Annotated in this window: 18 protein-coding genes and 1 riboswitch; of the genes, 15 read left to right on the plus strand and 3 right to left on the minus strand. The window is 68.3% G+C overall.

Annotated features, from left to right (window positions below; translation table 11 throughout):
* Positions 1–158 precede the first annotated feature (158 nt).
* Positions 159–614, minus strand: coding sequence for a DUF6841 family protein (locus tag AC1RLW_RS25830; RefSeq protein WP_354348246.1), 456 nt, complete (start codon positions 612–614; stop codon positions 159–161).
* A gap of 196 nt (positions 615–810) precedes the next feature.
* Between AC1RLW_RS25830 and AC1RLW_RS25835 the strand changes: the two genes are divergently transcribed.
* From AC1RLW_RS25835 to AC1RLW_RS25850, 4 genes are all read left to right on the plus strand, one after another.
* On the plus strand, positions 811–1,242 hold the full coding sequence (locus tag AC1RLW_RS25835) for a YchJ family protein (protein ID WP_095746929.1): 432 nt from the start codon (positions 811–813) through the stop codon (positions 1,240–1,242).
* 27 nt (positions 1,243–1,269) lie between these two features.
* Positions 1,270–1,375: riboswitch (TPP riboswitch) on the plus strand.
* A 93-nt stretch (positions 1,376–1,468) separates the two neighbouring features.
* The gene (thiC, locus tag AC1RLW_RS25840; RefSeq protein WP_493195608.1) at positions 1,469–3,352 is read left to right on the plus strand and encodes a phosphomethylpyrimidine synthase ThiC; all 1,884 of its coding nucleotides are present in this window, start codon (positions 1,469–1,471) and stop codon (positions 3,350–3,352) included.
* A gap of 81 nt (positions 3,353–3,433) precedes the next feature.
* Complete coding sequence (locus tag AC1RLW_RS25845) at positions 3,434–4,126, plus strand: HAD family hydrolase (RefSeq protein WP_307584285.1); 693 nt, start codon at positions 3,434–3,436, stop codon at positions 4,124–4,126.
* Between the two features lie 86 nt (positions 4,127–4,212).
* Entirely contained in the window at positions 4,213–4,539 is a 327-nt protein-coding gene (locus AC1RLW_RS25850; protein ID WP_354348244.1) for a thioredoxin family protein, read from the plus strand.
* A 267-nt stretch (positions 4,540–4,806) separates the two neighbouring features.
* Here AC1RLW_RS25850 and AC1RLW_RS25855 read toward each other — a convergent pair whose 3' ends face one another.
* Entirely contained in the window at positions 4,807–5,847 is a 1,041-nt protein-coding gene (locus AC1RLW_RS25855; protein ID WP_493195609.1) for an AraC family transcriptional regulator, read from the minus strand.
* Between the two features lie 127 nt (positions 5,848–5,974).
* Here AC1RLW_RS25855 and AC1RLW_RS25860 point away from each other — a divergent pair, with 127 nt between their 5' ends.
* The 8 genes from AC1RLW_RS25860 to AC1RLW_RS25895 all read left to right on the plus strand — a co-directional run bounded on the left by AC1RLW_RS25860 (position 5,975) and on the right by AC1RLW_RS25895 (position 16,153).
* Positions 5,975–7,147 carry an isovaleryl-CoA dehydrogenase gene (locus tag AC1RLW_RS25860; RefSeq protein ID WP_062478706.1) on the plus strand — a complete coding sequence of 391 codons (1,173 nt, stop codon included), beginning with the start codon at positions 5,975–5,977 and terminating at the stop codon, positions 7,145–7,147.
* 68 nt (positions 7,148–7,215) lie between these two features.
* On the plus strand, positions 7,216–8,883 hold the full coding sequence (locus AC1RLW_RS25865) for an AMP-binding protein (RefSeq protein WP_095746924.1): 1,668 nt from the start codon (positions 7,216–7,218) through the stop codon (positions 8,881–8,883).
* Positions 8,880–10,502, plus strand: coding sequence for a carboxyl transferase domain-containing protein (locus AC1RLW_RS25870; protein ID WP_493195610.1), 1,623 nt, complete (start codon positions 8,880–8,882; stop codon positions 10,500–10,502). Before AC1RLW_RS25865 ends, AC1RLW_RS25870 begins: the two co-directional genes overlap by 4 nt.
* 13 nt (positions 10,503–10,515) lie before the next feature.
* Positions 10,516–11,310 (plus strand): enoyl-CoA hydratase/isomerase family protein, encoded by a 795-nt coding sequence (locus AC1RLW_RS25875; protein WP_493195611.1) that lies wholly within the window; start codon positions 10,516–10,518, stop codon positions 11,308–11,310.
* Positions 11,311–11,326: 16 nt separating this feature from the next.
* Positions 11,327–11,998, plus strand: a complete 672-nt coding sequence (locus AC1RLW_RS25880; RefSeq protein ID WP_493195612.1) for a DUF4126 domain-containing protein — start codon at positions 11,327–11,329, stop codon at positions 11,996–11,998.
* The gene (locus AC1RLW_RS25885; RefSeq protein WP_493195613.1) at positions 11,991–13,991 is read left to right on the plus strand and encodes an acetyl/propionyl/methylcrotonyl-CoA carboxylase subunit alpha; all 2,001 of its coding nucleotides are present in this window, start codon (positions 11,991–11,993) and stop codon (positions 13,989–13,991) included. The genes AC1RLW_RS25880 and AC1RLW_RS25885 overlap by 8 nt, the downstream gene beginning before the upstream one ends.
* A 59-nt stretch (positions 13,992–14,050) precedes the next feature.
* Positions 14,051–15,022 carry a DUF4349 domain-containing protein gene (locus tag AC1RLW_RS25890; RefSeq protein ID WP_493195614.1) on the plus strand — a complete coding sequence of 324 codons (972 nt, stop codon included), beginning with the start codon at positions 14,051–14,053 and terminating at the stop codon, positions 15,020–15,022.
* A 279-nt stretch (positions 15,023–15,301) separates the two neighbouring features.
* Complete coding sequence (locus AC1RLW_RS25895) at positions 15,302–16,153, plus strand: hypothetical protein (protein ID WP_493195615.1); 852 nt, start codon at positions 15,302–15,304, stop codon at positions 16,151–16,153.
* On the opposite strand, the gene AC1RLW_RS25900 is transcribed toward AC1RLW_RS25895, so the two are convergent.
* Positions 16,131–16,445, minus strand: a complete 315-nt coding sequence (locus AC1RLW_RS25900) for an EthD family reductase (RefSeq protein WP_062477314.1) — start codon at positions 16,443–16,445, stop codon at positions 16,131–16,133. The two genes, AC1RLW_RS25895 and AC1RLW_RS25900, sit on opposite strands and share 23 nt — an antisense overlap.
* Positions 16,446–16,532: 87 nt before the next feature.
* Here AC1RLW_RS25900 and AC1RLW_RS25905 point away from each other — a divergent pair, with 87 nt between their 5' ends.
* From AC1RLW_RS25905 to AC1RLW_RS25915, 3 genes are all read left to right on the plus strand, one after another.
* Positions 16,533–17,453: a 2-hydroxyacid dehydrogenase gene (locus AC1RLW_RS25905; RefSeq protein WP_062477390.1), complete on the plus strand. Its 921-nt coding sequence runs from the start codon at positions 16,533–16,535 to the stop codon at positions 17,451–17,453.
* Positions 17,454–17,546: 93 nt separating this feature from the next.
* Positions 17,547–18,296: an IclR family transcriptional regulator gene (locus AC1RLW_RS25910; RefSeq protein ID WP_489062497.1), complete on the plus strand. Its 750-nt coding sequence runs from the start codon at positions 17,547–17,549 to the stop codon at positions 18,294–18,296.
* The gene (locus AC1RLW_RS25915; RefSeq protein WP_493195616.1) at positions 18,293–18,694 is read left to right on the plus strand and encodes a cupin domain-containing protein; all 402 of its coding nucleotides are present in this window, start codon (positions 18,293–18,295) and stop codon (positions 18,692–18,694) included. Before AC1RLW_RS25910 ends, AC1RLW_RS25915 begins: the two co-directional genes overlap by 4 nt.
* Positions 18,695–18,701 lie beyond the last annotated feature (7 nt).

Consider the following 18,701-nt stretch of genomic DNA (forward strand, 5'->3'; position numbering starts at 1 on the left):
TTTGGAGCCGTCCTCGCTTTCAGCGTCGCGCCGTGCGTGTGCTGACAAGTCATGGCCCTGGCAGGCTTGACTTGCGCATGGGCGGGGCTCTGCCAGGGTTGCTGCGCGGACCGAAGAAGTCCATCGAAATACCAGCATGGCAGTTCCTCGGCCGTCTCTTACCCAATGCCATGCTGCCGTAGCGCCTCAGCTTCATCGCCAGTGATCCACCCGAACACCTTCGCGCTGGCGCCTTCAAGCCGCACCAGATAGACATTGGTGAAGTCGATCACCTTCTGCGCGCCATCGAACTTGTAGATCGCTCGCCACTCCACGCGGGCGAGCCCGTGGAGTTCGTCGATCGCCGAGACGTCGAGCTTGCGCACGTTCATCCGTTGCACGCCAGTCTCGCGGTAGTGCTTGAAACCCTGCGCGGACACTTTCCTGAGGTCGTCGTCGTTCTTGCCCGCGAAGACACCGGCGGGCGAGGCCGCAATGAAAGCCTCCGCGTACAGCGCAGCGACGGCTTCCAGGTCGGCTTCACCCGTCAGTCCCGCATTGAATTCGCGCTCATAGCGGTCGAACAGCTCTCGCGCCGCCGATTGAATCGGGTTGGGTGAGGTTTCGTTCGCCATGGCGATGCACTCCTTTGCGATATCAACGCGCTTTCTACTCCCGACTCGCTCTCTGCGGCAACGTGTGGGTGGGCGTCCAGCGCCTGCAGACCCATGCGAGCCCAAGCTCGTCCTCAAGTCAGCCGGGCATGCCCTGAAGCCCCCCCACACCCCACCTTCAGCCTCCGCCGCGCCAAGTGTTCCAATAGAGCCCTTCATGAGCGCCACCGACCCCACTCCCGGCCCCTGCCCCTGCGGCCGTACCGACCGTCGCGACAAGCCCATCGGCTACGCCCTGTGCTGTGGGCGCTACCTCGACGATTTCGAGAACACGCCGGCGCCCGACGCCGAATCTCTGATGCGTTCGCGCTACTCGGCCTTCGTGCTGGCGCGTGCCGACTACCTGCTCGCCACCTGGCATGCGTCGAAGCGGCCGGCGTCGGTCGAGTTCGAGCCGGGCGTCAAATGGCTGGGGCTGGACATCCGCTCGCGCTCGGTGCTCGATGCCGACCACGCCGAGGTCGAGTTCGTCGCCCGCCAGCGCGGCGCGACGGGCGTGGCGTTCCGCCTGCACGAGCGCAGCCGTTTCGTGCGCGAGGACGAGCGCTGGTTCTACGTCGACGGCGACCTGCACCAGCCCCCGGGTTGACGGCGGCGGGCTTCGGCCCGCACAATCGGCCCCGCTCCGGGGTGCACACATGTGGTGTGCTGAGATGGCAAAGCTGCCGACCCGCGAACTTGATCCGGGTCATACCGGCGTAAGAAGAGCTGCACTCCCTGACTTCGGTCCGTCACTCCCTTTTCTGGTGGCGGGCCTCCCGAGGTCCATCGAGCGATTGCGGAGCACCCTTTCCCTCAACAAGGAGTGCCTCCCGATGAATGCCCCCGACAAGTTCACTTCGCTGCTGTCGCTGACGCGCGAACCCTTTCCCGCCTCGCACAAGTGCGTCATTCCGGGCAGCCGGCCCGACCTGTTCGTGCCCGTGCGCGACGTGGCGCTGACCAACGGCGAAACCGTCTCCCTGTACGACACCTCGGGCCCCTACACCGACCCGAAGGTCGAGATCGACGTGCGCCGTGGCCTGCCCGACGTGCGCAGCGCCTGGGTCATCGAGCGCGGCGACACCGAAAGCTACGAAGGCCGCACGCACCACGCGCTGGACGACGGCGCCAAGAACGAAGACCGCGACGCGCAGCGCCTGGCCGAGCTGCGCGCCGGTGCCTCGGCGCTGCAACGCACGCCGCGCCGCGCCAAGTCGGGCGCCAACGTCACGCAGATGCACTACGCGCGCCGCGGCATCGTCACGCCCGAGATGGAATACGTGGCCCTGCGCGAGAACGGCAAGCGTGAATGGATGGCCGAGTACCTGGCCAACGAAGAGCGCGCCAAGCGCGTGGCGGGCAACCCGATGGGCGCGAGCATTCCGCGCATCATCACGCCCGAGTTCGTGCGCGACGAAGTGGCCCGCGGCCGCGCGATCATTCCGGCGAACATCAACCACCCCGAGGTCGAGCCGATGGCCATCGGGCGCAACTTCAAGGTGAAGATCAACGCCAACATCGGCAACTCGGCTGTCACCTCGAGCATCGAGGAAGAGGTCGAGAAGCTGGTGTGGGCCATCCGCTGGGGCGCCGACAACGTGATGGACCTGTCGACCGGCAAGAACATCCACACCACGCGCGACTGGATCGTGCGCAACTCGCCGGTGCCCATCGGCACGGTGCCGATCTACCAGGCGCTCGAGAAGGTGGGCGGCGTGGCCGAAGACCTCACCTGGGAGATCTACCGGGACACGCTCATCGAGCAGGCGGAGCAGGGCGTCGACTACTTCACCATCCACGCCGGCCTGCGCCTGCCGTTCATCCACCTCACGGCCAACCGCATGACGGGCATCGTGTCGCGCGGCGGCTCGATCATGGCCAAGTGGTGCATCGCGCACCACAAGGAGAGCTTCCTCTACACGCACTTCGAGGACATCTGCGACATCATGAAGGCCTACGACGTGAGCTTCTCGCTCGGCGACGGCCTGCGCCCCGGCAGCGGTGCCGATGCGAACGACGAAGCACAGTTTGCCGAACTGCGCACGCTGGGCGAGCTCACGCAGATCGCCTGGAAGCACGACGTGCAGACCATGATCGAAGGCCCGGGCCACGTGCCGATGCACATGATCCAGGCCAACATGGACGAGCAGATCAAGCACTGCCACGAAGCGCCGTTCTACACGCTCGGCCCGCTGACCATCGACATCGCACCGGGCTACGACCACATCTCCAGCGCCATCGGCGCCGCGATGATCGGCTGGGCCGGCACGGCAATGCTCTGCTACGTGACGCCCAAGGAGCACCTGGGCCTGCCCGACCGCGACGACGTGAAGCAGGGGATCATTGCCTACAAGATCGCCGCGCACGCGGCCGACGTGGCCAAGGGCCACCCGGGTGCGCGCTCGCGCGACGACGCGCTGAGCAAGGCGCGCTTCGAGTTCCGCTGGCAAGACCAGTTCAACCTGGGCCTGGACCCCGACACGGCGCGCGAATTCCACGACGAGACGCTGCCGAAAGATTCGAGCAAGGTGGCGCATTTCTGCTCGATGTGCGGCCCCAAGTTCTGCTCGATGAAGATCACGCAGGAGGTGCGTGAGTACGCGGCCAAGAAGGGCGTGGCCGAGGCGGCTGCCATGGCCGAGGGCATGGAAGAGAAGTCGAAAGAATTCATGGCCGGCGGCGGCGAGATCTACATTCCGATCCGCCCAGTCGTTTGAGATGACCCGATAGCCTGAGTCTGCCCGTGCGGAAAGGGTGCGTTGCTACCATGGGGCCAGACCCCGAACTCCAGCCTCGCAATGACCCCTTTCCCCTTTTCCGCCGTTCTCTTCGATTGCGACGGCGTGCTCGTCGATTCCGAACCCATCACCAACCGCGTGCTCGCCGACATGCTCGGCGAACTCGGCTGGCAGCTCACGGCCGAGGAATCGATGAACATCTTCACCGGCAAGGCCGTGAAGGACGAGACGGCGCTCATCGAGGCCAAGACGGGCTTCAAGATCACCGACGACTGGCTGCGCGGCTTCCGCGCCCGCCGCAACGAGGCGCTGGACCGTGACCTCGTCGCCATTCCCCATGCGCCCGCCGCCATCCGCGAGATCCATGCGCGGCTCAAGGGCCGCATCGCCTGCGCCTCGGGCGCCGACCGCCACAAGGTCGAGCTGCAACTGGCCAAGGTCGGCCTGCTCGACTGCTTCGAGGGCCGCATCTTCAGCGGCCACGAGATGCCGCGCTCCAAGCCGCATCCCGACGTGTACCTGGCCGCGGCGGAAGCGCTCGGTGTCGATCCGACGCGCTGCGCGGTGGTCGAAGACACGGTCACCGGCGCGATGGCCGGCGTGGCCGCGGGTGCCACGGTGTTCGGCTACAGCACGGGCGAGTCGGGCCACAGCGGCCCGGGCGCGCTGCGCGCCGCGGGCGCCGTGGCCGTGTTCAGCGACATGACCGGGCTGCCCGCATTGCTGGCCGGCTACGGCCTGCAGGCGGCCTGAGTTTCTGGTGCAATGACGCCCGTCAGCGTGTGGCGCGCCCGTCGCCTGCACGCGCTCCTTCCCACGAATTCGCAAGGACCCCGCCCATGACCTCCGAGTACCAGACCGAGCAACCCGACCGCAGCGAGATCGACGCGCTCCAGGGCCCGGCTGTGGTGGAGTTCGGCACCAACTGGTGCGGCATCTGCAAGGCCGCGCAGCCGAACATTGCCGAGGCCTTCGCCAAGTACCCGAACGTGCGCCGCATCAAGGTGGAAGACGGCAGCGGCCGCCCGCTGGGGCGTTCGTTCAATGTGCGGCTGTGGCCCACGCTGGTGTTCCTGCGCGACGGGCAACAGGTCGCGAAGCTGGTGCGGCCGGAAGACAGCCAGTCGATCGCCGATGCGCTGGCTCTGATCGATTCGCCAGCCTGAGTTCAGGGCGACGCTCCCGCCGACGGGGCACCTTGCTCCGCGAATGTCCCCCGGCCTGCGGCCTCCTCCTTGATTTCGCTGCGCAAGGCACCCCATCGGCGTGAGCGTGGGGCAGTGCGGTTGTTGATCGGCCGCACACCAGCGCTGTTTCCCGTGCGCAGGACACTGGGTGCTTCCCGCAGCGAAATTAAGGGGGAGGCCGCAGGCCGGAGGACATTCGCGGAGGGAAGTACCCGGTGGCCTGTGCACGCGCCCTGAACGGGAGCCCTACAACCCCAGCTGCCGAAAGTCCCTGGGCGCGTGCCCCGTCCACTGCAGGAACGCACGCGAAAAGCTCTTCTCGTTGCGAAAGCCCACTGCCAGCGCCACCTGCTTGATCGGCCGCGTGGTCCGGCGCAGCTGCTCCACCGCGAGTTCGTGCCGCACCTCGTTCTTCAGCACCTGCAGCGAGGTGCCTTCCTCATGCAGCTGCCGGTGCAGCGTGCGCCCCGACACATTCAGCAGCCCCGCCAGTGCCTCCGCCGTGGTCGCCTCGCCGGCGCGCGCGCGCAGCAGTTCGCGCACGCGCTGGCCCAGCAGGCGGTCGCGGCGGTACTGCAGCACTGTGAGCGGCAGGGCGCGCTTGAGCATGGTGCGCAGCGCGCGCTCGTCGCGCAGCAGCGGCAGCGCGAGGTAGCGTTCGTCGAAGCTGATGCTGGCCTGCGGCGCGTCGAAGTGCACGTCGGGCGTGAACATCAGCGGGTAGGCGTCGCGGTGCGGCGGTGCCGCGAACGGAAAGGTGGCCTGGCGCAGCGAGATGCGTGAGTCGATGGCCCAGCACACGTAGCCGTGCATGAAGCGCAGGCTGGTCACCAGGCAGAACTCGCGGAACGCGGGGTCGAGCGGGCGGTTCTCGGTGATGCGCAGCGTGGCCACGCCGCTCGTCACCTCCAGCGCGAGCGTGATGTCTTCGGTCAGCAGGCGGTGGTGGCGGCACCAGCGTTTCATGGCCACGCCCAGGTCGGGCGAGGTGAGCGAGGCGCGGCACAGCATGCCGTAGCTGCCCCAGGGCAGGCGGCGCGAGAACCAGCCCAGCGCCTCGTCGTCCAGCTCCTGCATGGCGTGGCCCGACAGCGCCTCGAACTGCGCGGCCGTCACCCGCGCACCCGGGCGGGCCAGCTCGCGCGGCGCGATCTGTGCCGCCTGCAGGGCCTGCGCCGGGTCCTTGCCGTAGCGGGCATACCCTTGCACGATGGCTCGCACGAAGGCCATCGGCGTGACGGCGCGGGCGGGTCGCAGGAAGGCGGGGGACGACGTGGTGGAGGGCATCGGTCGTGGCGCAATTTGCAACCATTGTGGCGCCAATTGCGGCGCCACGAGGCGTAAGCTGCGTTTTTTCAAGCGCCATCCGCGCGGGCAGCCCTGCGCGCCGACCCCTTCAGAGGAGACAAGACTCATGCACGATTTCGGCCTCAACTTCGACCTGGGCGACGACATCGACGCGCTGCGCAGCGCGATCCAGGACTTCGCCGCCAACGAAATCGCGCCCCGCGCCGCCGAGATCGACCGCGACAACCTGTTCCCGCACGACCTGTGGCAAAAGCTCGGCGAGCTGGGCCTGCACGGCATGACGGTGAAGGAAGAATTCGGCGGCACCGAGCTGGGCTACCTGGCCCACATCGTGGCCATGGAAGAAGTCTCGCGCGCCTCGGCCTCGGTGGGCCTGTCGTACGGCGCGCACTCCAACCTGTGCGTGAACCAGATCCACCGCAACGGCAGCGAAGCGCAGAAGAAGAAGTACCTGCCCAAGCTGGTGAGCGGCGAGCACGTCGGCGCGCTGGCCATGAGCGAGCCCAACGCCGGCTCCGACGTGGTGAGCATGAAGCTCAAGGCCGACAAGAAGGACGGCTACTACGTGCTCAACGGCGGCAAGATGTGGATCACCAACGGCGGCGACGCCGACACGCTGGTCATCTACGCCAAGACCGAACCCGAAATGGGCGCGCGCGGCATGACCGCCTTCATCGTCGAGAAGAACTTCAAGGGCTTCTCGGCCGGCACCAAGCTCGACAAGCTCGGCATGCGCGGCTCCAACACCTTCCCGCTGTTCTTCGACAACTGCGAAGTGCCCGAAGAGAACGTGCTCGGCGGCGAAGGCATGGGCGCCAAGGTGCTGATGAGCGGCCTGGACTACGAGCGCGCCGTGCTCTCGGGCGGCCCGCTGGGCATCATGGCCGCCTGCATGGACGCCGTGATCCCCTACATCCACGAGCGCCAGCAGTTCGGCCAGAGCATCGGCGAGTTCCAGCTGATGCAGGGCAAGATCGCCGACATGTACTCGACCTGGCAGGCCACCCGCGCCTACGTGTACGCCGTGGGCAAGGCCTGCGACCGCAACGACCATGCGCGCACCTTCCGCAAGGACGCGGCCGGCGCCATCCTGTACTCGGCCGAGAAGGCGACCTGGATGGCCGGCGAGGCGATCCAGACGCTGGGCGGCGTGGGCTACACCAAGGACTTCCCGGTCGAGCGGCTGTGGCGCGACGCCAAGCTGTACGAGATCGGCGCGGGCACGAGCGAAGTGCGCCGCATGCTCATCGGCCGCGAGCTGTTCTCCGAAACGGCATAAGCCGCGCTGCACACCCTCACCCCACCCTCTCCCCGCAGGGAGAGGGCGCCAGACAAGGAGACAAGACGATGCCACTGACGCAGAGCCTGGCCCAAGGCGCCACGGACGTCCCCCTCATCGAGCAAGCCATCGGCGACTTCTTCGACGACATGGTCGAGAAGCAGCCTGAACGCGAAGCCCTCGTCAGCCGCCACGAAGGCCAGCGCTTCACCTACCGCGAACTGCAGACCGCGTCGAACAAGCTGGCCAGCGCACTGCTGGGCCTGGGGCTCGTGCCCGGCGACCGCGTGGGCATCTGGTCGCACAACAACGTGCCCTGGGTGCTGATGCAGATTGCCACCGCCAAGGTCGGCCTGATCCTCGTCAACATCAACCCGGCGTATCGCACTTCGGAGCTTGAGTACGCGCTCAACAAGGTCGGCTGCAAGGCGCTGGTGACGATGGCGCAGTTCAAGACCAGCGACTACCTGGGCATGCTGCGCGAGCTGGGCCCGGCCAAGCTGCCGCTGCTGCAGCACACCTTCTGGATCGACAAGCCCGGCCAGGGCGACGAGCAGCCCGGCATGCGCCGCTTCAGCGAACTGCTGGCCGGCGGCGATGCGGCCGATGCGCGCGTGGCCGCCACGCAGAAGACGCTGAAGGCCACCGACCCGATCAACATCCAGTTCACCAGCGGCACCACGGGCTTTCCCAAGGGCGCGACGCTCACGCACCGCAACATCCTGAACAACGGCTTCTTCATCGGCGAGTGCATGAAGCTCACGCCGGCCGACCGCCTGTGCATTCCGGTGCCGCTGTACCACTGCTTCGGCATGGTGCTGGGCAACCTGGCCTGCCTCACGCACGGCTCGGCCATCGTGTATCCGAACGACGGTTTCGACCCGCTCACGGTGCTCGAGACCGTGCAGGCCGAGAAGTGCACGGGCCTGCACGGCGTGCCCACGATGTTCATCGCCGAGCTGGACCATCCGCGCTTCAAGGAGTTCGACCTGTCGACCTTGCGCACCGGCATCATGGCCGGCTCGCCGTGCCCCATCGAGGTGATGAAGCGCGTGGTGAACGAGATGCACCTGGGCGAGATCACCATCGCCTACGGCATGACCGAAACCAGCCCCGTGAGCTGCCAGAGCAGCACCGACACGCCGCTCGATCGCCGCGTGTCGACCGTGGGCACGGTGCAGCCGCACCTCGAGGTGAAGATCATCGACCCCGAGACCGGCGCGATCATGCCGCCGGGCCAGTCGGGCGAGCTGTGCACGCGCGGCTACTCGGTGATGCACGGCTACTGGGAAGACGAGCCCAAGACGCGCGAAGCCATCGACGCCGAGCGCTGGATGCACACCGGCGACCTCGCCACGATGGACGCCGAGGGCTACGTGAACATCGTCGGGCGCATCAAGGACCTCGTGATCCGCGGTGGCGAGAACATCTACCCGCGAGAGATCGAAGAGTTTCTGTACCGCCACCCGAAGGTGCAGGACGTGCAGGTGGTCGGCCTGCCCGACAAGAAGTACGGCGAAGAGCTGTGCGCCTGGATCATCGTCAAGCCCGGCCAGAGCGCCACCGACGCCGAGATCCGCGATTTCTGCAAAGGGCAGATCGCGCACTACAAGGTGCCCAAGTACATCCAGTTCGTCTCCGAGTTCCCGATGACGGTGACCGGCAAGATCCAGAAATTCAAGATCCGCGACGCCATGACCGAGCAGCTCGGTCTCAGCCAAGAAAAGACAGCATGAGCAAACTCGAAACCAAACTCAACGCACGGTCGGCCGACTTCCAGGCCAATGCGGCCGCGATGCGCGCGCTGGTCGACGACCTGCAGCAGCAGTTCGCGAAGGTGGAGCAGGGCGGCGGCGAGGCCGCGCGCGCCAAGCACACGGCGCGCGGCAAGCTGCTGCCGCGCGACCGCGTGGCCGAGCTGCTCGACCCGGGCACGCCCTTCCTCGAAATCGCGCCGCTGGCCGCGCATGCGATGTACCTCGACGCCAAGGGCGCCGAGTCGGCACCGGGCGCTGGCATCATCGCGGGCATCGGCCGCGTGAACGGTGTCGACTGCATGATCGTGTGCAACGACGCCACCGTGAAGGGCGGCACCTACTACCCGATGACGGTGAAGAAGCACCTGCGCGCGCAGGAGATCGCCGAGCAGAATCGCCTGCCCTGCATCTACCTCGTGGACTCGGGCGGCGCCAACCTGCCGAACCAGGACGAGGTGTTCCCCGACCGCGATCACTTCGGCCGCATCTTCTACAACCAGGCCAACATGAGCGCCCAGGGCATTCCGCAGATCGCGGTGGTCATGGGCTCGTGCACGGCCGGCGGCGCGTACGTGCCGGCGATGAGCGACGAATCGATCATCGTGAAGAACCAGGGCACCATCTTCCTGGGCGGCCCGCCGCTCGTGAAGGCGGCCACCGGCGAGGTCGTGTCGGCCGAAGACCTGGGCGGCGGCGACGTGCACACGCGCCTGTCGGGCGTGGTCGACCACCTGGCACAGAACGACCTGCACGCGCTGGCGCTGGCGCGCTCGGCAGTGGCCAACCTCAACGCAAAGGCCGCCGACGCGCCGCAAGGCACCGCGGTGCGCGCACCCGACTTTCCGCGCGAAGAGCTGTACGGCGTGATCCCCACCGACACGCGCAAGCCCTTCGACGTGCGCGAGATCATTGCGCGCATCGTCGACGGCAGCGAGTTCCACGAGTTCAAGGCCCGCTTCGGCGCCACGCTGGTGTGCGGCTTCGCCGAGATCGAGGGCATGCCGGTCGGCATCATCGCCAACAACGGCATCCTGTTCAGCGAGTCGGCGCAGAAGGGCGCGCACTTCATCGAGCTGTGCTGCCAGCGCAAGATCCCGCTGGTGTTCCTGCAGAACATCACCGGCTTCATGGTGGGCCGCAAGTACGAGAACGAAGGCATCGCGCGCCACGGCGCCAAGATGGTGACGGCCGTGGCCACGGCCAACGTGCCCAAGTTCACGATCATCATCGGCGGCAGCTTCGGCGCCGGCAACTACGGCATGTGCGGCCGTGCGTACAGCCCGCGCTTCCTCTGGATGTGGCCCAACGCGCGCATCAGCGTGATGGGCGGCGAGCAGGCCGCGAGCGTGCTGGCCACCGTGAAGCGTGACGGCATCGAACTGAAGGGCGGCAGCTGGAGCGCCGACGAAGAAGAGGCCTTCAAGGCCCCGATCCGCCAGCAGTACGAAGACCAGGGCCACCCCTACTACGCCACCGCGCGCCTGTGGGACGACGGCATCATCGACCCGGCCGACACGCGCCGCGTGCTCGCCCTGGGCCTGGCCGCATCGCGCAACGCGCCCATTCCCGAGCCGAAGTTCGGTATCTTCCGCATGTGACCAGGGGCACCGCATGAGCAGCACCTTCACCAAGCTGAACCTCGCCATCGACGGCGCGGTGGCCCGCATCTGGCTCGACCAGCCCGACGCGCGCAACGCCTTCGACGACGTCGTGATCGCCGAGCTGACGCAGGCCTTCCTCGAAGCCGGTGCCGCGCCGCAGGTCAAGGCCGTCGTGCTCGGCGCGAACGGCCCGGCCTTCTGCGCGGGCGCCAACCTCAACTGGATGCGCCGCATGGCCGACTACACGCGCGACGAGAACCTCGCCGACGCGGGCAAGCTGGCCGACATGCTGCGCACCATCGCCGAGTGCCCCAAGCCCACCATCGCGCGCGTGCAGGGCGACGTGTACGCGGGCGGCATGGGGCTCGTGGCCGCGTGCGACATGGCCGTGAGCGTGGACACCGCGTGGTACTGCCTCAGCGAAGTGAAGATCGGCCTCGTGCCCGCGACCATCAGCCCGTACGTGCTGCGTGCCATGGGCCCGCGCGCGTCGCAGCGCTACTTTCTCACGGCCGAGCGCTTCACCGCCGCCGAGGCGCACCGCATCGGCTTCGTGCATGAAGTGGTGGTCGCCGACGCGCTCGACGCCAAGGTCGACGAGCTGCTGAAGGCCCTCACCGGCGCCAGCCCCGCCGCCGTGCGCGCCTGCAAGCAGCTGATCGCCGACGTGGCGGGCCGCGAGATCGACAGCGCGCTCATCGCCAAGACGGTCGAAGGCATCGCCGACATCCGCGCGAGCGACGAAGGCCGCGAGGGCGTGCAGGCCTTCCTGCAGAAGCGCAAGCCGAGCTGGCTGGCCGGCTGATCCACCGCCGCACGCCATGAACACGCTCGACATGCCGCAACTGCTCGCACTGGCCGCCGCCATCGGCTGGGCCAGCGGCGTGCGTCTGTACCTCGTCGTGCTGCTGACCGGCCTGGTCGGCTACTTCGGCTGGGTGCCGCTGCCTTCGGGGCTGCAGATGCTCGCGCATCCGATCGTGCTCGCGGTCAGCGGCTTCATGGTGTTCGTCGAGTTCTTCGCCGACAAGATCCCGGGCCTCGATTCGCTCTGGGATGTGGTGCACACCGCCATCCGCATCCCCGCCGGCGCGGCGCTCGCGGCCAGCGTGTTCGGTGCCGACCATGGCACCATGGCCGTCGTCGCGGCGCTGCTGGGCGGCGGCTTCGCGGCCACCGCGCATGCGGCCAAGGCCACCACGCGCGCGGCCATCAACACCTCGCCCGAGCCGTTCTCGAACGTGGGTGCGTCGCTGGTCGAGGACTCGATGGTGCCGGCCGGGCTGTGGCTCGCGGTGGCGCATCCGCTGGTCTTTCTCGTGCTGTTCGTCTTCGTGCTCGTGCTCAGCGTGTGGCTCATCCGCAAGAGCTGGCGTTTCTTGCGCGCGCTGTTCAGCCGCGTGGCACGCATCTTCAGTGGCCGGCCCGATCCGGGCGTCACGTCCGCCTTTCAACTGAAAAAGAATCCTCCGGGAGACACTCCGAATGTTTAAGAAGATCCTCATCGCCAACCGTGGCGAGATCGCCTGCCGTGTCGCAGCAACCGCTCGCCGCATGGCCGTTCGCACCGTGGCGGTGTACTCCGATGCCGACGCGCACGCCAACCACGTGCGCGCCTGCGACGAGTCGGTGTACCTCGGCGGCAGCGCCCCGAAGGACAGCTACCTGCGCTGGGAAAAGATCCTCGAGGCCGCCAAGGCCACGGGCGCCGAAGCCGTGCACCCGGGCTACGGCTTCCTCAGCGAGAACGAAGAGTTCGCGCAGGCCTGCGCCGACGCCGGCCTGGCCTTCATCGGCCCGCCGCCCTCGGCGATCAAGGCCATGGGCCTCAAGGCCGAGTCGAAGCAGCTGATGGAAAAGGCCGGCGTGCCGCTCGTGCCCGGCTACCACGGCAGCGACCAGGACCCGGCGCTGCTGCAGCGCGAAGCCGACCGCATCGGCTACCCGGTGCTCATCAAGGCCAGCGCCGGCGGCGGTGGCAAGGGCATGCGCGCGGTCGACAAGGCCGCCGACTTCGAAGCCGCACTGGCCTCGTGCAAGCGCGAAGCCATCAACAGCTTCGGCGACGACGCGGTGCTGATCGAGAAGTACGTGCAGCGCCCGCGCCACATCGAGATCCAGGTGTTCGGCGACACGCAAGGCAACTACGTCTACCTGTTCGAGCGCGACTGCTCGGTGCAGCGCCGTCACCAGAAGGTGCTCGAAGAAGCGCCCGCGCCCGGCATGACCGAGGCGATGCGCAAGCAGATGGGCGAGGCCGCCGTGGCCGCGGCGCGCGCCGTGAACTACGTCGGTGCGGGCACGGTGGAGTTCATCGTCGAGCAGCGCGAAGGCGGCGAGATGAACTTCTTCTTCATGGAGATGAACACGCGCCTGCAGGTCGAACACCCGGTGACCGAAGCGATCACGGGCCTCGACCTCGTCGAATGGCAATTGCGCGTGGCGTCGGGCGAGCCGTTGCCTGCCAAGCAATCGGAGCTGCAGATCCACGGCCACGCCATCGAGGCGCGCATCTGCGCCGAGAACCCCGACAACAACTTCCTGCCCGCCACCGGCACGCTGCGCGTGTACCGCAAGCCGCAGGCCACCGCCTTCCAGCGCAGCCGCGTGCGCATCGACGACGGCGTGCGCGAAGGCGGCGAGATCTCGCCCTTCTACGACTCGATGATCGCCAAGCTCATCGTGCACGGCAGCACGCGCGCCGAGGCGCTGGCCCGGCTCGATGCCGCGCTGGCCCAGGTGCAGATCGTGGGCGTGTCGACCAACGTGCAGTTCCTGCGCGGCATCCTGGCGACCGAGTCGTTCTCGAAGGCCAACCTCGACACCGCGCTCATCGAGCGCGAGCGCGCCGTGCTGTTCGACCGCGAGCCGCTGGGCCTGCCGCTGGCCGCGGCCGCCGCCATCACGCGCACGCTGGTCACCGAGTGGCCGACGCAGCTGCCCGACCCCTTCGAACGCCGCGACGGCTGGCGCGCGCATGGCGAGTACAAGCGCCGCTTCGACTTCGAATTCCGCGGCGCCGAGCACAACGCACTGTTGACCTACCGCCGCGACGGCGGCCTGCACCTCGCCGTGGGCGGTGTCGAAGGCCCGCTCACCATCGGCCGCTTTCCCACGGGCGAATTCGAGCTCGAGTTCGCCGGCACGCGCCAGACCCTCGACGTGCACCTGGACGGCGCCACCGCCCACGTGTTCGCGGCGAAGGGCGCCACGCGCCTCACGGCCATCGACCGCCTCGCCCACGCGGGCGACACCCACGCCGAAGGCGGCCGCCTCACGGCGCCGATGCCCGGCAAGGTCGTGTCCTTCGCGGTCAAGGCCGGCGACAAGGTCAGCCGCGGCCAGCCGCTGGCCGTGATGGAAGCCATGAAGATGGAGCACACCATCGCCGCGCCGGCCGACGGCACGGTGGAAGAACTGATGTTCTCGCCGGGCGAGCAGGTGGCGGAGGGCGACGAATTGTTGCGAATGGCGGCTGCCGCTTAACCCCGATCCGGGCGCTCGCCCGTATCAGCGGTGGTAGTCATTCTTTTCAAGGAGTCCTGATGAGCCGCCGCACCCTTTCCCTGTCGACACCTCGCGCCGCCGTGCGCCACCGCGCGGGCGCTGTCCTGCTGGCCCTGGCGGCCGCCCTGTCGCTGGCCGGCTGCGGCCGCGAGCGCGGGGCCGAGTCGGCCGCGCCGGCCTCCGCGTCCATGCCGGCACCTCCGATGGGCTACGGCGGCGGCATGGCCCTGAAGGAACAGCAGCGGGCACGCGCGCCGCAGGCCGAGATCGCCGCGTCGCAGTCCGACGAAGCGCGGCAGGGCAGCGGCGAGACCGCGCTGCAACGCTTCCTCGCCGTGCGTCAGGACCTGAACGTCGAAGTCCCGGCTGAACAGCTGGCCGACGCCTGGGGCAAGGTGCGCGACCTGTGCGGCACGCTGAAGTGCGAGCTGCTGTCGTCGTCGCTGCTGCGCGAGACGCCGCAGCAGCCCGGCAACGCCCTGCTCGAGATGCGCGTGGAACCCGCCGACGTCGACAAGCTGCTCGGCGGCCTGGCCGGCGTGGCGAACGTGGTCTCGCACACCACCACCAGCGAGGACAAGACCTCCGAGGTGATCGACGTCGAGGCCCGCATCAAGAACCGCACCGAGTTCCGCGACAGCCTGCGCGTCATGCTGCGCGACACCGTCACCAAGCGCACCATGGCCGACCTGCTGGCGATCCAGCGCACGCTGTCGGACACCCAGGCCGAGCTCGACGCCATCGCCACCCAGCGCAAGGTGCTGGCGCAGCAGACCAGCAAGCAGCACATCCAGATCCAGTTCACGCCCAAGCGCGCGCTGGTGAGCGGCAGCGACGGCTACAGCCCGATGGCGCACGCGCTGCGCAACGCCGGCGACGTGCTGGCCGAAAGCGTGGGCGCGCTCATCACCTTCGTGGCCGCTGCCCTGCCGTGGCTGCTGCTGGTGGTGCTGCCCGTGGGGTGGCTGGTGCGGGTGCTGTGGCGTCGTCGCCGCGCCAAGGTGGCGTGAGACACTGCGCGCCGGCCGCGCCCGACACAGCGCGGCCGCACGACAAGAAGGAGGGGCCGCATGGCGGGTCGATTTCGGAAGTTTCTTGCGGGACTGGGCCTGGGGAAGGCGCAGGACGATGGGGCGGTGCCTGCCTCTGTGCCGGCTGCGCCTGAACCGGCGCCACCGCCCGCAGCGCCCCCTGCACTGCGCTACACCTTCGACGTCAAAACCGCCCAGCCCATGGCGCGGTTGATCGCCGCCCCATGGGCCTCGGCGCCCCCGACGCCGCCGAAGCCCTTGACGCGTCCACCACGGAACCCGCCCGCGCCACCCGTCGAGGCACCTCCGCCGCAGTTCGACGCGACACCGGACCTGCCGGAGCCCTTCGGCTACAAGGTCTGCTGGTTTGCCGTGCGAGCCTCGGACCCCGCACAAGTGCTCGATGCCCTCGGATGGGCGTCCGAAGGGCCGGCCAACTGGCACACCGGCATCGCGGCGGCCTACCGCCGGACGTCTGGCGGACAGGCCCCCTGGGTGTTCGCATCACCGCCCGTCGAGGGCTGGGTGCTTCTCGTGGGAGACGGCCTGCCGTATCCCGCCGTGTACCCGGAGGACCGCCTCGAAGGCATCGGGCAGGCCTTCGATGTGATCTTCACGCGCCTGAAGGACCACTTCGGCGAAGCGCAATTCTTTGGCAGCCACCGTGTCGCCGACTTCGTCACCTGGGCGCGCGCACGCCGCGGCGAGCCCGGGCGGCAGTTCTGCTATGCAGGCAGCAGCGGCGAGGTGTATGCGAACGTGGGCGCACAGAGCGCCGAGGAAGCCGCACTGGGCTTTGCCGTGCTCAGCGGACTGTCGCCGGTCGATGCGCGCGATCGGCTCTCGGAACTGCTCGAGGAAGAGTGGGCGCGGAAGGACGCGCTGGTCGCCTCAGGCATGTCGCACCGCGACGCCGACCGGCAGGTCCGCCCGAGTGGCCGCAGCGTCGTGCCCGGCGAAGAGGACGTCACGGCGCTCGCCGGTGCGTGGAGTGTCGACCCGACGCAGTTCGACGAACCGGACCGGGGTTACGCGCCGGGCGTGGGATTGATGGCGCGTGTTCCGACGGACCTGGGGCAGGAGCCCGTCAGCCCACCACCACTTCGCTGATCTGCATCACCGGCGCGATGTCGGTGTAGTTCTTCACGTCGCCCATGATCTCCTTCACGTGCGGGCCGAAGGCCTTCTGGAAGGACTCGACCGACTCGGCGAACACGTGGCACATGCCGACATACGTGGGCGGTGAGCCCGGGGCGCCGCCGCCCAGGCCCTTGTCGATGGTGTACGAGAGGCAGGCGTCGCCCATGCGGGCCTTGAGCATCGGCATGTGCTGGTCGCGGTAGTAGTCGTGGTCGAACCGCGCGCCGGGGGTGTGGGGGTACATCACGCTGACTTTGATCATGGAAGGTGTCTCCTGGGTGGCTGAATGCGGTCGAGCATAGGAGATGGCGCGCGGCGCAACAAGCCGGTGCCTTCTAAGATGGCGCCCATGCGAATCTCTGTCTACCTCACCGACAACCGTCCCGATCCCTGGATCGATGGCCTGAAGGCCGAACTCCCCGAAGCCACCATCGAAGCCTGGACGCCCGGCGCGCCGCAGGCCGACCACGGCGTGGTGTGGGCGCCGCCCCAGCAGTTCCTCGACGAGCAGCCCGACCTGCGCGGCCTGTTCAACATCGGCGCGGGCGTCGATGCGCTGCTCAAGCTCAAGGTGCCGGCGCACACGCGCATCGTGCGCCTCGACGACGCGGGCATGTCGGTGCAGATGGCCGAGTACGTGTGCCACACGCTCATCCGCCACTTCCGCGAGTTCGACGTGTACGAAGCGGATGCGCGCGAGGGCAAGTGGAGCTACCGCAAGCCGAAGCTGCGGCGCGACTTTCCGGTCGGCATCATGGGCCTGGGCGTGCTCGGCGAGCGCGTGGCCAAGGCGGTGGCGCAGTTCGAATTTCCGGTGCTCGGCTGGAGCCGCTCTGCCAAGGCCATTGACGGCGTGCAGGTGTTCAGCGGCGAGGCGCAGTTCGACGAGTTCCTGGCCTCCACGCGCGTGCTGGTCAACCTGCTGCCGCTGACCGAGGCCACGCGCGGCATCCTGAACCGCACCACGCTGGGCAAGCTCAAGCCCGAGGGCTACCTCATCAGCATCGCGCGCGGCGGCCACCTGGTCGAAGACGACCTGATCCCGATGCTCGACGCCGGCCAACTCGCGGGCGCCACGCTCGACGTGTTCCAGGTCGAGCCGCTGCCGGCCGACCATGCCTTCTGGCGGCACCCCAAGATCACCGTCACGCCGCACGGCTCGGCGCGCACGCTGCGCGAGGAGTCCATCGCCCAGATCGCCGGGAAGATCCGCGCGATGGAGCAGGGCCTGCCGATCGCCGGCATCGTCGATCCCGTCCGCGGCTACTGACGGCCCTGCGCCGACGACGACGGTCCGGCTGACATGCGGCCGGCGGGGGAAAACCCCGACGCTTTTGTTTTTCACATAAGAGAAAATTTTTTCATGGTTGTGAAAACAGCGTTCCGCGTGATCGAGATCGTCGAGCTCTTTGCCCGGGAGAAGCAGCCGCTGGCCCTGTCCGAGATGGCGCGGCTGCTCGACATGCCGGTGTCCAGCTGCCTGGGCCTGATCCGCACGCTCGAAGAGCAGGGCTACATGTACGAGACCGGCCGCCGCCAGGGCTACTACCCGACGGGCCGGCTGCTCGCCATGGCGCAGGTCATTGCCGCGCACGACCCGGTGCTCGACCGGGTGAAGGCCACGCTCGAGGAACTGCGCGACGCCGCCTGCGAAACGGTGGTGTTCGGCAAGTTTCGTGATGCGGAAAACGTCGTCTATCTCGACGTGCTGAGCGCGCCGCAGCGCATCCGCTACACGGCCGAGTCGGGCGAAACGCGCCCCGCGTACGCCAACTCGCTGGGCCGCGCGCTGCTGTCCACGCTCGCGCCCGAAGCGCGCCGCAAGCTGCTCGAGGGCATGACGCTCGCGCCGCTGACCGACGCCACGCTCACCACCGCCGACGCCATCGAGGCCGAGCTGCAGCGCGGCGCCGCGCGCGGCTGGTACGGCAACCTCGGCGAAAGCATTCCCGACCTGATCGGCCTGGCCTGGCCGCTGCGCATCGGTGGCGAGGCCTACGCAATCTCGGTGGCCGGCCCGCGCTACCGCATGGAAGCGCGCATCGACGACATCGCCGCGATGCTGCGCTCGGCCTGCCTGGCGATCGAACCCAAGACAGAGAGCCCCCGATGACCGCACCCACCACCGCTGCTGCCGCGCGCTACTTCGTCCGCGAGGACGAGATCACCGGCTACCACCCCGCCAACCACACCGGCACGCTGAACAAGCGCCTGATCGGTCCCGAGACGGTGGGTGCGAAGCAGCTCGAGGTGCTGGTGGGGCACATCCAGAAGGGCAAGGGTGCGCTGCCGCATGCGCACCCGGGCATCGAACAGGTCTGCTACATGCTCGAAGGCCGCGCGGTCGCCGAGGTGGGCGGCCAGCGGCAGGAGCTGCATCCTGGCGACAGCTGCTTTTTTCCGGCCGACGCGATGCACACCTTCACGGTGGTGAGCGACGAGCCGGTGCGCGTGCTGGTGATCTACAGCCCGCCGTACGAGGAATCGCCGGAGCGCGTGATCCGGCCCTGAACGACAA

Source organism: Variovorax sp. GW822-FHT04A09 (genome assembly GCF_058801005.1).